The organism is Shewanella sp. NKUCC05_KAH (assembly GCF_019345585.1).
GTDB lineage: Bacteria > Pseudomonadota > Gammaproteobacteria > Enterobacterales > Shewanellaceae > Shewanella > Shewanella oncorhynchi.
This window is the reverse complement of sequence record NZ_JAHKQZ010000037.1, coordinates 1-15,253: the sequence shown is the minus strand read 5'-3', so window position 1 is coordinate 15,253 and position 15,253 is coordinate 1. Positions and strand designations below refer to the sequence as shown.

Annotated in this window: 9 protein-coding genes and 1 riboswitch; of the genes, 4 read left to right on the top strand and 5 right to left on the bottom strand. The window is 44.6% G+C overall.

Annotated features, from left to right (window positions below; genetic code table 11):
* The first annotated feature begins 238 nt into the window (after nucleotides 1–238).
* Complete coding sequence (locus KO533_RS22205) at nucleotides 239–1,273, top strand: transposase (RefSeq protein ID WP_219256174.1); 1,035 nt, start codon at nucleotides 239–241, stop codon at nucleotides 1,271–1,273.
* A 688-nt stretch (nucleotides 1,274–1,961) separates the two neighbouring features.
* Here the strand turns inward: KO533_RS22205 and KO533_RS22200 are convergent.
* From KO533_RS22200 to gbpA, 3 genes are all read right to left on the bottom strand, one after another.
* Nucleotides 1,962–4,118, bottom strand: a complete 2,157-nt coding sequence (locus KO533_RS22200) for a S46 family peptidase (RefSeq protein WP_168824932.1) — start codon at nucleotides 4,116–4,118, stop codon at nucleotides 1,962–1,964.
* A gap of 268 nt (nucleotides 4,119–4,386) precedes the next feature.
* Nucleotides 4,387–5,562, bottom strand: a complete 1,176-nt coding sequence (locus tag KO533_RS22195) for an aromatic amino acid transport family protein (protein ID WP_219256175.1) — start codon at nucleotides 5,560–5,562, stop codon at nucleotides 4,387–4,389.
* Nucleotides 5,563–6,123: 561 nt separating this feature from the next.
* On the bottom strand, nucleotides 6,124–7,569 hold the full coding sequence (gene gbpA, locus KO533_RS22190; RefSeq protein ID WP_173913142.1) for an N-acetylglucosamine-binding protein GbpA: 1,446 nt from the start codon (nucleotides 7,567–7,569) through the stop codon (nucleotides 6,124–6,126).
* A 123-nt stretch (nucleotides 7,570–7,692) separates the two neighbouring features.
* A riboswitch (cyclic di-GMP riboswitch) is annotated at nucleotides 7,693–7,792 on the bottom strand.
* Nucleotides 7,793–8,202: 410 nt separating this feature from the next.
* Between gbpA and KO533_RS22185 the strand changes: the two genes are divergently transcribed.
* Nucleotides 8,203–8,757: a TMEM165/GDT1 family protein gene (locus KO533_RS22185; protein WP_131524629.1), complete on the top strand. Its 555-nt coding sequence runs from the start codon at nucleotides 8,203–8,205 to the stop codon at nucleotides 8,755–8,757.
* A gap of 50 nt (nucleotides 8,758–8,807) precedes the next feature.
* Here KO533_RS22185 and norR read toward each other — a convergent pair whose 3' ends face one another.
* Nucleotides 8,808–10,415 (bottom strand): nitric oxide reductase transcriptional regulator NorR, encoded by a 1,608-nt coding sequence (gene norR / locus KO533_RS22180; protein ID WP_251073525.1) that lies wholly within the window; start codon nucleotides 10,413–10,415, stop codon nucleotides 8,808–8,810.
* Nucleotides 10,416–10,641: 226 nt separating this feature from the next.
* On the opposite strand from norR, the gene norV reads away from it, so the two are divergent.
* Together norV and norW are read left to right on the top strand one after the other, a co-directional pair.
* Entirely contained in the window at nucleotides 10,642–12,171 is a 1,530-nt protein-coding gene (norV, locus tag KO533_RS22175; protein WP_168824926.1) for an anaerobic nitric oxide reductase flavorubredoxin, read from the top strand.
* Nucleotides 12,164–13,330, top strand: coding sequence for an NADH:flavorubredoxin reductase NorW (norW, locus tag KO533_RS22170; protein ID WP_028761591.1), 1,167 nt, complete (start codon nucleotides 12,164–12,166; stop codon nucleotides 13,328–13,330). Before norV ends, norW begins: the two co-directional genes overlap by 8 nt.
* Nucleotides 13,331–13,445: 115 nt before the next feature.
* Here norW and katB read toward each other — a convergent pair whose 3' ends face one another.
* Nucleotides 13,446–14,921, bottom strand: coding sequence for a catalase KatB (gene katB, locus KO533_RS22165; protein WP_173246491.1), 1,476 nt, complete (start codon nucleotides 14,919–14,921; stop codon nucleotides 13,446–13,448).
* Nucleotides 14,922–15,253: the final 332 nt, after the last annotated feature.

The following is a 15,253-nucleotide window of genomic DNA, read 5'->3' as shown; positions in this document are numbered from 1 at the left end:
GGCATGATTACCCCATATCAGCAGATAATTTGCTTTGTGCTGCGAAGAAACTAACTGAACTCTCATTAACTCATGGTTGTTGGGGTTATGAATTATGAGGGGATCCTACAGAGCCCTGCATCCACGGATAATGGAATCAAAAGGCAACAAAAGGCAAGGACAGCCATATCTTTTTGTGTTTTTCAGCATCTTCTACTAAGCTTTAAATTATCCTGATTTTGTCTGTGTGGAGTTTGTGATGACCTCGGCCAGAAGACAGTTAATTGATGCCAATGCGACGCCTTTCTATCATGTAATAAATCGCTGTGTTCGTAGGGCTTTTCTGTGTGGTGAAGATAAACTCACAGGTCGCAGTTATGAGCATAGACGTGGCTGGATTGTGGGTAAAATCAAGGCATTATCTGCGATTTTCTGTATTGATATCTGCGCTTATGCAGTGATGAGTAACCACTATCATTTAGTGCTTAAAATTGATGTCGAAAAGGCGAAATCGTTAACCCCCAAAGACATTATCAACCGCTGGAGCCAAATCACTAAAGGCCATGCCATCGCCACTAAGTATATGAATGGTGATGCTTTAATCGACGGTGAAGTGATGTTACTCGATGGCTTACTTGCCGAGTGGCATGAGCGATTGAGCAGTATCTCTTGGTTTATGCGCTGCTTAAATGAAGAAATCGCCCGCAAGGCCAATCGTGAAGATGAGTGTAAAGGCGCCTTTTGGGAAGGGCGATTTAAATCGCAAGCACTGTTAGATGAACAAGCATTACTGGCCTGCATGATGTATGTGGATTTAAATCCTATTCGAGCAGGCATTGCTGACTCTTTGCAATCCTCTGATTTTACATCGATTCAAGAGCGAATTAACTCGCTAGACCCGCAAGATGACGATTTTGACTCACTTAGCACACTGGCTCAATCCGCAAATAAACGACCGCAAATAATACACCAATCCCTCGCTAAATTTGATGGTTCAACACATCTAAGTCAGCAATCTGGCATTCCGTTTCATTTTGCCGATTATCTTGAATTGATTGATTGGACAGGCCGAGCGATTCGCCTTGATAAAAAAGGTTATCTCGATAATCAACGGCCAAAACTACTCAATGAACTAGGCATAGCGCCCGATGCTTGGTTGACTTCAGCCAAAGAGTTTCGCCGTCAATACAGCGGCATAAGTGGTCGATGGGATAGCATGTGCGAGTTTAAAAAGCAGCACAACAGCGGGAAATGGTGTAAAGGCAAAGCATCAAGCCAAGCGTTACATCCTTAGGCTCATCACTGCTCACGATTCAGCTCTTGGGATTATTTTTGTTTATCCGAAATGAAGATAATTCCGTGAAAACTCAGCGCGCTTTTGTCCCAAAGCGTGCAGCGTAAGGCTTTTAAATCTACAGATTACACTAACGCTAAAAAGGTGAGCCATGGTGATTTGCGAGACGACCGTCCGCCCCATGGACGGGGCGGTCGAGCATCCAAGGATGGACTTGAACAACATCCTTGTTTAACTGCCAGTTCGCCATCCATGGCTCTCGTTCATAAGCTCAGAAACCTAGGTTTCTATTCACCGTGTCGACGAGTCAATGCCATGGCGAACCTATATGCGTGGATACCTGCCAATGTTAACCCACTAAAAACTCTAACTAAAGATGCAGGTCCTCCGGCACTACTTTCCAACACATTTCAGTCTAAAAAATATGTTGCGTATATATTTTCAATCCACTGGTTACGCTAATGCTAAAAAAGTGAGCTAATGCCCTGGCGCGCCTATCACGGAAGCTATCTTAACAGCCGTCAGCAGGCCATTACAGCTACAAAAAAAGCGATAAACCCAGTGAGTTTATCGCTATTTTGCTGTCTTGTTATTTCAGCATTCTTAAAGCACTAAATCGCACTTGAATGCTGATAATCCAAATTCACTATGCCACTACAGGCCGCACCATTGCTGATGCGGCAATGGATTACTTAACGATTTCCATCTCAGCTAATAAATTGTCGGCATGATCTAAATACTTCATTACCCACAGCATATAACGGCTGTCGACATGAATAGAACGGTTAATCTCGTTATCAAATGCCCAACCGCCGATAATGCTTTCATACACACCGTCGAACAATAGGCCCACTAATTCAGCACGGCCGTTTAAGGTCGGTGAGCCAGAATTTCCGCCAGTAGTATCTAAAGTTGATAAAAAGTTTACTGGTACAGAATCTATTGATTTCATATAGAAATCACCATATTGCTTCTGCTTAATCAGCTCTAACTCTTTCTTCGGTGCATCGAATGGGTCAACACCCGTGTCCTTTTGCACTATGCCTTCAAGGCGAGTGAATGGCACGGCCACTAAACCGTCTTTTGGCGAATAGCCTTTCACATGACCAACCGTGACACGCAGGCTAGAGTTAGCATCGGCATACACAGGCTTACCTTGCTCAAGGTTATAGGCAATAATGGCATCCATATATTGCGGACGCACCTTCATTAGTTCACCCGCTAATTCTTTTTCTTTCTTTTCTTCGGCCATATCTGTGTCATACATAGCGACAGCGAATTGAATGAAAGGATCTTTAGAGGCTTTAAAATCGGCAACGGATTTGTCCATCCACGCCAGACGAACATCTTTTTTACCTAACTCAGTTTTGGCGTACATTTTATCTAAGGTTTTCGAAAGCTTAGCTTCACTAAACTTTTTATCAATACCAAAGGCTTTATCCAATGCGGGTAGGCGCTGATCTTCTGGCAGTGCGGCGTAGCGTTTTAGCATGTCGAGCAATACCGCTTTATCAACGCTTGGCGCATAACGACGATCAATACGCTCCATGCTGGCTTTTAGACGTGTCATATCACGATCTTGGAAGCCCGGTTCACGCTGCATATCTGGCAGTTGTTTCTCGTTCGCGAGGCGATATAAGCTGCGCGCCGTCGGCAACATAGTCGTGCTGCCTATGTAGCTTAAGATCATGTCACGCTCTTGATGCGTTTTGCCTTTGGCAATCAAGGCATCTAATTCCGCTAAGGTTTTACCGTATTTCGCTTCACGACTGCTGTCTTTGGCTATCCACGCCGCCAGCTTAGCTTCGAGGGCTTTACGGTCGGCCAACATGGTTGATTTGCCGTAAAACTCAATCATAGAAGTGAAGTTTTTCGCGTAATTTGCAAGGCCAGCAATTTGACTCTCGTACTTAATACGCTCGTCGCTGCCCTCTGGCGCGGTTTCTTTAATGATCTCTATAAAGCGTTCACGCAGCATTTTGCCTTCGGGATAAGCCCACTCAAACTCATTTTGAACTTCAGTGGCTGTGCGATATCTGTTGGTGCGACCTGGGTAGCCTGCAACCATCACAAAATCACCCTCACTCACGCCTTTAGCCGATACTTTTAAGAAACTTTTTGGCTCGTATGGCACGTTGTCGCTGCTAAATTCTGCGGGTTTACCCGCTTTAGATACATAAGCACGGTAGAAAGAAAAATCGCCTGTGTGACGTGGCCACATCCAGTTGTCTACATCGCCGCCGTATTTACCCACGCTCGCGGCTGGGTTATAGACTAAACGCACATCACGGATTTCCAATTGTTTAACCAGATAATATTCGAGACCACCGTGAAAGCTATACACTTGGCAACGGTAACCATCTTCTTTTTCACATTCAGCAACTAACGCTTTTTCTTGGCTTTCAACGCCTTGATAGAAGGCGCTGCCCACTTTACCTTCAAGCCCGTTTTTAACTCGCTCAGTGACATTAGTGACATCTTCAGTCACATAGACACGTGAGCCAGGGGTCGCAGGTAATTCATCGGCGAAGGTCTTAGCTAAAAAACCATCCTGCAGCAGATTTTTCTCAGGAGTGGAGTTGTATTGAATCGCCCCATAGGCACAGTGATGGTTAGTCACGACTAGGCCCTTTGGCGATACAAATGATGCAGTGCAACCGCCAAGGCTTATCACGGCATTCATCGGGAATTCGGTGAGTTTAGAAATCGATTTTGCATCAATTTCAAGGCCTTTTGCTTTTAGCTCATCAGCCATAGCAGGCAGTTGATGGGGCTGCCACATACCTTCGTCAGCCTGTGCGCCAAAACTAGCGGCCACGGCAACTGTGAGTAACCATTTTTTCATTGTGTTAAGTCCGTTTTATGTGAATGAAGCCACGCGCAAGCTGGGCCATTTTCTCGTTTTAATAGCGTTGTTTTAATTTTAAATAACTGTGCTAAAACCCAACATCACTCGCTTTAAAACCTAAAAAGCAAAAAGTCAGGCCGGGGCCTGACTTTATCACATGCGACACTCTCTATAACAGACTCTGAAAAACTCGCTTACAAAGCAAATACATTTAATCAAAGTTACCCGGACGCGTTCGCTAAAAAAAACCACCTATCGCAATGAATTAGATCCCAACAAATAGCTGGGCCCCCACAATCACGGCACCTAACAAACCAGCAATGACTAACGCAACAGATCCACCAGACACTTGATAACCACCGAGCTGCGACTGACGTTGACGCAGTGCCATAACAATTGGCAAAAAGATGATCATCACGACCAATGGTACGGCCGCAAATCCCAGTACCGCCACAAAGCCTTCAGGCAAATACAAGGCACACAAAACAGGCGGAATAAAGGTCAGTAACCAAGTTTGAATACGGCCGGCAAACGTTTCTTTGGCGCGAGTTAATTCGGCGATAAAGTCATATAAACTTAAGGTCACACCGAGGAATGAGGTCACTAAAGCTAAGTCAGCGAATAATGAAATACATTTGCTGATCCAAGGCGTATGAGCAATATCCTGCAATGCCGTGACGAGTGAAGGTAGTGAACCTTCAAAACTATTCACCTCATATCCGCCGACTGTGCCTAAAGTCACCAATAACCACAGAACATAACAAGCAAGTGGGATCGTCGAGCCGATTAACAACACCTTACGCAGTGATACCGCATCGCCATCAAGATAACGCACTAAGGTGGCGATACAGACGTGGAAACCAAACGAAGTAAACACCACGGGAATTGCCGCCATCCAATTGCTGGTCATCGACTCGGTAATCGCACCCGTTGCCATGCTAGCAATACTGACTTCGGGCAATAAAAATAATACCACCACCACGAGCAATAGAATCATTAACGAAAATAGGAAACGTGAAACTTTATCGACCCAAGCAACACCTAGCGCCGCAAAGCCACCAAGCACCAGTGTGAATAACAACACTGCGACTTGATTATCGAGCACGATATCGAACATGTTCTTCGCTTTAAGCACTAATAACGAAGAGCCGCCGGTGAGATAAGCCGCGGTCAAGGCAAATAATAAACTCAGGAAAGAAGCACCTTGAATTATTTGACCTTTTTTACCCAGTAACTTACCCGTAATAGCATGCACGTTATCCCCCACGCCAGTGCGTAAGTTAATTTCGAGCATAAGTAATGAGGTATAGGCGGACACGCCCCAAATAACGACGAGTAACACTAAGGCAGGGATAATACCTAAAGCCGCTGTGGCTAAAGGTAACGCTAACATACCTGCGCCAATGGCTGTCCCGGCAACGATGGCGATCGAGCCTAACATTTTTGAATTCACACAATAGTCCTGTTCAATAATTAATTATTATTTTATTTGAGTAAGATTTGAACCGATAAAGCCTTGCGTCTTAAATCGAAATAAGCGACACATCACTTAAAGCATCCAATCAGATCTCGACCTAGCAGATCAATTGGCCCCAATAGCTTTTGAATGTTTCAACCCAGTAGCCATTGAGGCTAACTAAATCGATTATTGAAAAATGGCATGACTTTCAATTGTGATAGCCCAAATTAATGTACCGATATAAGCATCGATTAAATAGATAGTTTGGGACATTAACAGAGCCAAACCCAGTGGGCAAGCCAGTTGTGAACAAAGAAGGGTAGCAAACGGTACGGTAACAACTTAATAGCGCTGTGATAAACGAAAATATACAAGCCAACAAAATCGCTACCTTTGTTGAGAATACCTGTAATCTTGTATTAGGCTCGAATCAAAATAAAGCCGGTCTTTTTCCATCCGATGCAGACAAAAAGGGCTTAAACACACGGATATGTTTAAGCCCAATGACACCTTTTTGAAGCTAGGTTAGCTCAAAAAGTTAATTTACAGCTCAGTCCACGCCATAGCCCAAGAAGCGCCAACACCTGGCTCAAATCCTGTGGCAGAAGCCGACCACTGCACGCAATAGCCGCTATAAGGGAATGGCTTACATTGATACACTTTGCCATTTTTAGGCTGTAACACTGTAGTACCTGCAACGTAACCTTTCACGCCTGCTGGGAATACAAAATCAGCTTCTGGTGCAGGAGCTTGATCCTTTAAGAAGAGATCAAAGTTCTGCTGAATAACATCACCTTGTTTAGGCTCAGCTTTTACCTGCAAATGATAATGCCCAGCTTTAGGCTCAACGACGTCTAACACTAAGCTCGCGCTGGTATTGTTAACAGTTTGGCTCACAAAACCTGACGCTGTGCCATCATGGCTAAACAAATACGCTGACACTAGCATCTCGGCGTTACTGGTCACATCAAAGCTGACCTTCGCCGCACCATCGATAATTTGATAATCGTCGGCAAGTGAAGTGACTTCTAAGCTGTTGCCCGGAGCAGGTGCTAAATCAAATCCCACTTCGACACGCTCAATACCTGAGTTTTTCGCTGTAAAAATGTCGTTTTTGCCATACACAGGCTCAATCACACCCGATGCATTTTTTTGTCCCGCTTTTAACTGGGACTGCTGGGCATTAATCGCGCTTGCTAATAGGAAAGGCCAATTTTGTTTATCACCTTGAGTCGCATCGCTAATGGTAATGACTGTTTGCTTAGCCGCTTGCTCACCATTAGCGTCAAACACCCGGGTCATCACTTTATCGCCTGCTTTTAGATCGAGTGACGGATTGATATCCCCCACATCTTGCCATTCACTCGGCACAATAGGACCCGAGCCCAAGTTCACATCGATAGCATTGTAGAAACTATTCGTCGTATCTCCCACTTCCCACACGGCCAAGATCACTTGATAACCACTGCGACCTTCTGGCACGTAGCAGTCATGGGTCACTAACTTAGGCGGCTGTTCCATACCACCATCAACTACGCAAAAGGGGGCTAAGTCAAAGCTCGCTCGGCTCAAAGCTTGGTTTGGGTTCCAATCTTGGCGAGTTAAATAGTAACGCCAATTACGGGTGACATGGTTTGCTGTGAACTGCCAACTGAACTTATTCCAGCCCGCTTTAATATCCGTCTTTGCCCAACGGCTCGGACTTTGTTCATCCAAAGGTGAAAAAGCACCATTGCCAGCACTCGCCAGTTTGCCATCAGCAGGACCTGATTCAGGAAAACCCGATGGCCCCTCAACACTTTGTGGCTCCCATTGCACCGCACCACAATTGGCATTTTTACCTGTTTTACAGGCATATGAACGCGATTCAGGTGCCACAACATAACCGTGCGCCTGCGCAGAGATACTCACAAACGCATTCGTCGCCATTACTGCCGCGGCCAATAAACTCAATTTAGAAATAGGGGAAAAAACAGTAGGATTTGCCACTTTAATGCACTCCATTGATTGCCTATCATCCTAAACATAATGATAGGCTTAGATATAAAAGTGGTATTTGGGCAAACAACAGCATTAAACAGCAGTCGTTTATCTTTCACAGAAATCGAATTCTGCGGCAACTCCGCTATCTTAGTTCACTAAAAAATCCATTTACAACCTTAGACCGGAAGCTTTGCGTCCTAACTTTTCAATTAGTTTGCCAAATACAGTCGTTATCATTGAGTCACTACGAGTTAACAGTATGTAACTAAGTAGAAATGACTTGGCTAAATTAGCAACAAAAGACAACGTTGTCAAAAAATAATTCATTTATATTCATTAAGTTACAGAATGTGGATCGGTATTTTTCTGACACCCGTCAAACATTTATCAGCACCTACTGTTATAAACTCGTGCTTGAAACTAAATCTTACCTAGGTATAATGCCCACCTCGCTTCGGGGGAGTAGCTAACTGGATTTCGAGCCATCGTCATCTAGGGTGAACATCAACATACTTGGCAACATGCCATGGTGTTCACAGCAAATCATAGATTTGTCCAGCAAGACCTGAGCACAATGACCGCACCTAGGGGTGGACGGTTTATTGTGCTTATGTCATAACCACCCCTAAAGGATCACACTTGGAAGCCCTACTTGCCTCAACCTTTACGGTTGCTATCGCCGAAATTGGTGATAAAACTCAATTGCTTGCACTAATCCTCGCCGCAAGATTTAAAAATAAAACCGCCATTATTTTAGGTATTTTACTGTCGACATTATTTAACCATTTTGCCGCAGCTTGGATTGGTCAATGGGCCATTAACTGGGTAAGCCCAGATCTTGCACGTTATTTAGTGGCTGCGTCCTTCTTCGCGATCGCTCTTTGGGTGTTAATCCCCGATAAAGTCGATGCAGAAGAGAGCCGTTTCTATAAAATGGGCCCCTTTCTCGCCACCTTTATCCTGTTTTTTATCGCCGAAATGGGGGATAAAACGCAAATCGCAACTGTGGTATTAGCCGCAAAATACGATTCATTAACTATGGTGGTTGCAGGCACAACCTTAGGCATGCTGCTTGCTAACGTACCCGTAGTGATCGCAGGCCACTTCAGCGCCGAAAAATTGCCTATGTTGTGGATACACCGTGGCTGCGCCGTATTGTTCGCACTCTTAGGCGTAGCAACACTGTTCTTCTAAGAATCGAGGCAGGGGTTTTGCTGCAGAATAAAATCTCTTCACGCAATATTTTATTCTTTTAAACCTAACCGTTTTGCAAGTCGGTGCAAATTACCTGTATCGATTTGCAATATTCTTGCACACGCAGCCCAATTTTGTTGATTCGCGGCTAAAACTTGACGAATAAGTTGACGCTGATATCTCTCAGTCGCAGCCTTAAGCCCCAGCATAACACTAGAATTATCTTGCGATTGTCGCTCACGACAGGCCGACTCAGACCTAAATGCTAATTCAATGGCTGGCGTTGCGGCATCTGATGGCCTATCTTCGTCGACTGTTCTGTGTGCTTGATTCATCAAAGAATCGAGCTGAAAATGTTTATTACTTAAGCTGATGTAAGTCGTTTTTAGCTCGGCTTTCGCCAACACCGCAGCCCTGTGTATCGCATGCTCTAGCTCACGCACATTACCCGGCCATGTGTATTGCTCTAATAACTGCTGCGCTGCGGGTGTGATATTGATATGGGTGAGTCCTAACTTCGCTTTACAACGTTCAAGAAAAAAACCTGTCAGCATGACAATATCTTGCCCACGCTCTCTTAATGGTGCTACGTGGATAGGAAATACGCTCAACCTATGGTAAAGATCGAAACGAAAGCGCCCTTCCGTTGCCTCTTGGTGCAAAATTCGATTAGTGGCAGCAATAATCCGAGTATTCACTTTTAGGCTCTTATCACTGCCCACTCGCTGTAATTCACCGTATTGTAAAACCCTCAATAACTTAGCTTGCAGCCCCAAGGGAAGCTCCCCTATTTCATCTAAAAACAAGGTCCCCTTGTCAGCGAGTTCAAACTTGCCTTGCCTATGACTGATTGCCCCCGTAAATGCCCCTTTTACATGTCCAAATAACTCGCTTTCGGCGACGGACTCCGGCAATGCAGCGCAGTTCAAATAGATAAGTGATTTATCGGCTCTGGTCGATTGATTATGTATCGCCGCGGCCACTAACTCCTTACCCACGCCAGTTTCGCCGGTAATTAATACCGATAAATCAGTGCCTGCCACGGCACTTATCTGCTGCTTTAGCGATTGGATCTGTGTGGATTGCCCTATGATCTCCTGCTGACTAGCAGGACGATTGAGCACCTCTGTGCCATTGGAAACTTCAACAACTTGGGATTCTAGCTGTTGCATCAATAACGCAGTATTAAGACTGGCTGCGGCCAGTGCACTGATCACACGCAACTCGCTATCACTAAAACCATCAAACTGATGAGGGTTGAAACCATCAATGGTGAGCGCCCCAATTAAGCGATCGTTCGCGATTAGTGGTAAACCAATGCAAGCATGTACATGTAAGTTCGCACTATGATGTGGAATTAAACCATCATACGGATCAGGAAGTTCACTGTCGGCCGGGAAACGAACCACATCGCCAGCACGGGCGATAGCCTCTAATCTCGGATGTTCACTAATTTGAAAGCGCCGCCCTAACACTTCGGCAAAGAGCCCATCTATCGCCAAGGGGACAAATTGCTGCTCCCGAAATGCCAATAATGCCGCAGCATCACAATTGACACGCCGCCTGACCACTGCCAACAAACGCTCAAATCTGTCTTGCGTCGACACGCCGACAGTTAAATCTAAGGCTAACTGAGTTAAATCAGCATGGGCACTCATAGCACATCCACAGTCAAATAAAGTCATATTGACAACAGTGTAATGTCAATTTGACTAATATCAAATTGTCATTATGACATCAGCAAGTGATTTAAAATGTTGAAATACGCTAATACCAATAAAAATCAAAACCTTAAAATATTGGCATGGTGAGTGCAATAAGAGATTTAACTAAATAAGCAAGATTTACGTAGCGCATTCATTATTAATTATCACAGGTGTATTTATGACTATTCATGTAAAAAACAATATCCACTGGGTGGGTCAACGCGATTGGGAAGTGCAAGATTTTCATGGTACTGAGTACAAGATAACTAAAGGCACAAGCTACAATAGCTACCTTATCCGTGAAGAAAAAACCGTGTTAATTGATACAGTTGATCATCGGTTTAGCCAGCAATTCTTACAAAATCTTGAAGCTGAAATTAATTTAACCGACATAGACTATATTGTGATGAACCATGCAGAGGAAGACCACTCAGGCGCCCTGACTGCATTAATGGCCAAAATTCCTAACACACCAATTTACTGCAGTGAAAATGCGGTCGACTCCATTGTAGGACATCACCACCACCCAGAATGGAATTTCATTACCGTAAAGACAGGTGATAGTTTAGCAATAGGCAATGGTAAGCAACTGATATTTATCGAAGCACCTATGTTGCATTGGCCAGATAGCATGATGACATACCTCACCGAAGATGCGGTTTTATTCAGTAACGATGCCTTTGGCCAACACTATTGCGATGAACATTTATTCAATGATGAGGTTGATCAAAATGAATTAATGGAGCAATGCCTACGGTACTACTCAAACATTTTAACGCCCTTTAGCAGCCTAGTAACGGCTAAAATTCACGAAGTATTAAGCTTTAATTTACCTGTAGATATGATCGCAACTTCACACGGCATTGTGTGGCGTGATAATCCAGCCCAAATTATTCACCAATATTTAGCTTGGGCCGACGCTTATCAAGAAGACCGCATCACGATTCTCTACGACTCTATGTCCAATAATACTCGCATGATGGCCGACGGTATTGCTCAAGGTATCCATGATGTTGACCCCAATGTAGCGGTAAAAGTGTATAACGTCGCACGTCATGATAAAAACGAAATCCTTGCACAGGCATTTAGGTCAAAAGGTATTTTAGTCGGCTCATCCACCATGAATAATGTGATGATGCCTAAAATTGCCGCCATGCTTGAAGAAATCACGGGCCTGCGTTTTCGCAATAAAAAGGCGGCAGCTTTTGGTAGTTATGGCTGGAATGGCGGCGCAGTCGATAGAATTCACACTCGTTTGATGGATGCTGGTTTCGAAACTTCAGTGGGATTAAAAGTCAAATGGCGTCCCGATCGTGATGCGATGCAAGAATGCCGTCAGCACGGCCAGCGAATCGCGCGAGAATGGGCATTGCGTCCCCTCGATAGCGCTAATAGTCGCTCTATCATTAATCAAGTCATGTCAAAACCTAGCCAAGCCACCACGGCCAGTCAAACAGCTGAAAATACTGCTACTAATAACGTCCCTATGACTGCACCGATTGCAACAAAAGCGTGCGAATTAAATGATACACAATCAATGATTTGCACCGTTTGCCAATGGGTTTACGACCCTGAAAAAGGAGAACCTAATCAAGATATCATTGCTGGCACACCTTGGACTCAAGTGGCCGAAGACTTCCTCTGTCCCGAATGTGGCCTAGGTAAAAGCGTTTTCGCTGTCATAAAAAATGAGGTGACTAATGCCTAAGCCAATCGTCATTATCGGCAGTGGATTCGCGGCATATCAGCTAGTCAAAACACTGCGACGTTTAAACCGCGAACAACCGATTACAGTTATCACAGCCGACTCTGGTGACGAATACCATAAACCAGATTTAAGCCATGTGTTTAGCCTTAAAAAAATGGCGTCAGACCTCATAAAATTGACCGCGACTGAATTTGCACATGAGCAACAAATTGATGTGATAAATCACTGTGAAGTCATAAAAATAGATAAAGTTCGTCAGGTAGTATGTTGCCATCAAGGACGCGAAATTGCGTACAAAAAATTAGTGCTTGCCACAGGTGCACGGCCCTTTATTCCACCTATAGAGGGGGATGGCGTCGATATCATCCATACAGTTAACAGCTTAATGGAGTATCAGGCCTGCGAAGCAGACATCCATGGTGCGAGGAGAGTACTGGTTATCGGTGCTGGTTTGGTCGGAGTTGAACTGGCAATGGACTTAGCAACTGCAGGTAAGCAAGTATTTTTGGTCGATCCACAAGCGAGCTTAATGCCGAATATGCTACCCGAAATGTTAAGCCACAAACTGACCGCTGTACTAACGCAGCATAACGTCACAGTGCAATTGCAAACCCGAGTCAGCCAACTGCAACACCAAGATGGCAGTATCTCTGTGTGCCTAGATAATGACCAGCGGTTTATTTGTGATGCGGTTATCTGTGCAGCGGGACTTCTCCCTAACAGCCAACTTGCCCAGCATGCGGGGCTAGAGGTCAATAAAGGTATCGTCGTTAACGAATACTTACAAACCAACGATGCCCATATTTATGCGCTAGGTGATTGCGCCCAAATCAACGGCCAAAATAGGGCCTATTTGCAACCTGCGTTACTGAGCGCCAATGCGCTGGCGAACACATTACTGAACCAACCGACAGCAGTGAATTTTCCCGCCATGCTCATTAAAGTGAAAACGCCACTGTTACCTATGCAACTCAGCGGTATAACAGTGAATGGCGTCCATCGCTGGCAAGTCGATATTGATGCTCAAGGAAGCAGTATTAAAGCATTCGACGTGGATGAAACATTTATAGGATTTATCGTAACCGAGGATAAAATGCAGCAAGCATTTGGATTGTTAAAGCAGCTAAATAGCCCTAACGCGGCACTCATCGCGGCCTAAGAGCACATTAACGAGAATGTTAATATTATTGTCGCTGATAATAAAAACTGAGTAGAGGCTTTCTACTCAGTTTTATCGTTTCTACTATTATTCAAACATTCGCAACAGCAATAGTTTAAAGACCTAATGCCAGTTTAATACGTTGTCCGTAATCCGCATCGGCTTGAGTAAAATGCGCCACCATACGTTGCTGCACATCTAAACTCGCTTGACTTAATGAACCCGAAATTGTTGCCACTAGGCGCGCTTTCTCAGCTTCAGAGAAGATGCGATACAAATTACCCGCTTGGGTATAATCGTCTTGGTTATAACGACTGTAACGCGCCGCTTCACCTTCTAAACGCAATGGTGGTTCGCTAAAGTTTACTGGCTCAACCAAGGCATCAGCAGTGCTGTTCGGGCCATAGTTTGCCGAAGCGTCGCCACCAGTTTGACTGCCATGATAAGGACATTGTGTACCCGCCATCGCACCTGCACGTTGATGGTGATTTGCCTTAGCGGCATGCGGGCAATTCACTGGCAATTGGTTGTAGTTAGCACCAATGCGGTAACGCTGCGCATCGGCGTAGGCAAATAAACGCGCTTGTAACATCTTGTCTGGTGAAGCCCCGACGCCTGGGACCAAATTACTAGGTGCCAATGCCACTTGCTCAACTTCAGCAAAGTAGTTTTGTGGCAGACGATTCAGTTCTAATACACCAATCTCAAGTAATGGATAGTCGCTATGCGGCCAAACCTTAGTTAAATCAAATGGATTGATATGGTAAGTATTGGCATCTGCCTCAGGCATAATCTGCACATTAACCGTCCAACGCGGGAAGTTTCCATCAGTAATAGCAACCACCATATCGCGCTGTGATGAATCGGGATCAATCCCTTTTAATTTATCAGCCTGTTCATTAGTTAAGTTGACCACGCCTTGCTGCGATTTAAAGTGGAACTTCACCCAGAAACGCTCGCCCTTGGCATTCCACAGCGAGAAAGTGTGTGAACCATAACCATGCATTTGACGGTAGTTCGCCGGAATACCACGATCCGACATCAAAATGGTTACTTGATGCATAGCTTCAGGATTCAATGACCAAAAGTCCCACATAGCCTGCGGATCTTTTAAGTTTGTCTTAGGATTACGCTTTTGCGTATGAATAAAGTCTGGAAACTTAATCCCATCTCGCAAGAAAAAGGTCGGCGTATTGTTACCCACGATATCGTGATTACCACGGGCAGTATAAAAACGTAAACCAAAGCCACGTGGATCGCGCTCTGCGTCGGCAGAACCCATTTCTCCACCTACGGTTGAGAAACGAATAAAGGTTTCGGTTTGCTTACCAACACCATTGAAATGGTCAGCAATGGTGTAATCGCTTAAATCTTTAGTCAGCGTAAATGTGCCGTAAACCCCTGTACCTTTGGCATGCACGATACGTTCAGGAATACGCTCACGGTTGAAATGGGCTAACTTTTCAATTAAATGCCAATCTTGTAATAGCAAAGGACCACGTTCACCCGCCGACAGTGAGTTTTGATCATCGGCCACTGGGGCACCGTTTTGGCTCGTTAAGTACTGACTTGTTTGATGTTGTTGACTCATGCCCTGCTCCTTAGTCTTGATTGCTGGTTAACCAGGTTTCAATTAAATCGTAAATGGTGGCCATGGTTTATCTCCTTGGCTGCGACGTGTTGTCGATGGAGCAAGAATAGAGAATTACCACTTTAGAATAAAACGATTAAACTAGATTTTCATAATCTAAAAAAAAGATTAAGAATGGATTTGGCAAGACAGTTAATGAATTACACGGACTCACAGCCAATCAGGGCGAGATCGTGAATATATTTTAACCGTTTTGACCCCAATTTGACGGACGGTGTCGATTATGATCTTATGCTCTCTTTTTCTTATAGAGAACATCAGAGCATGTACCT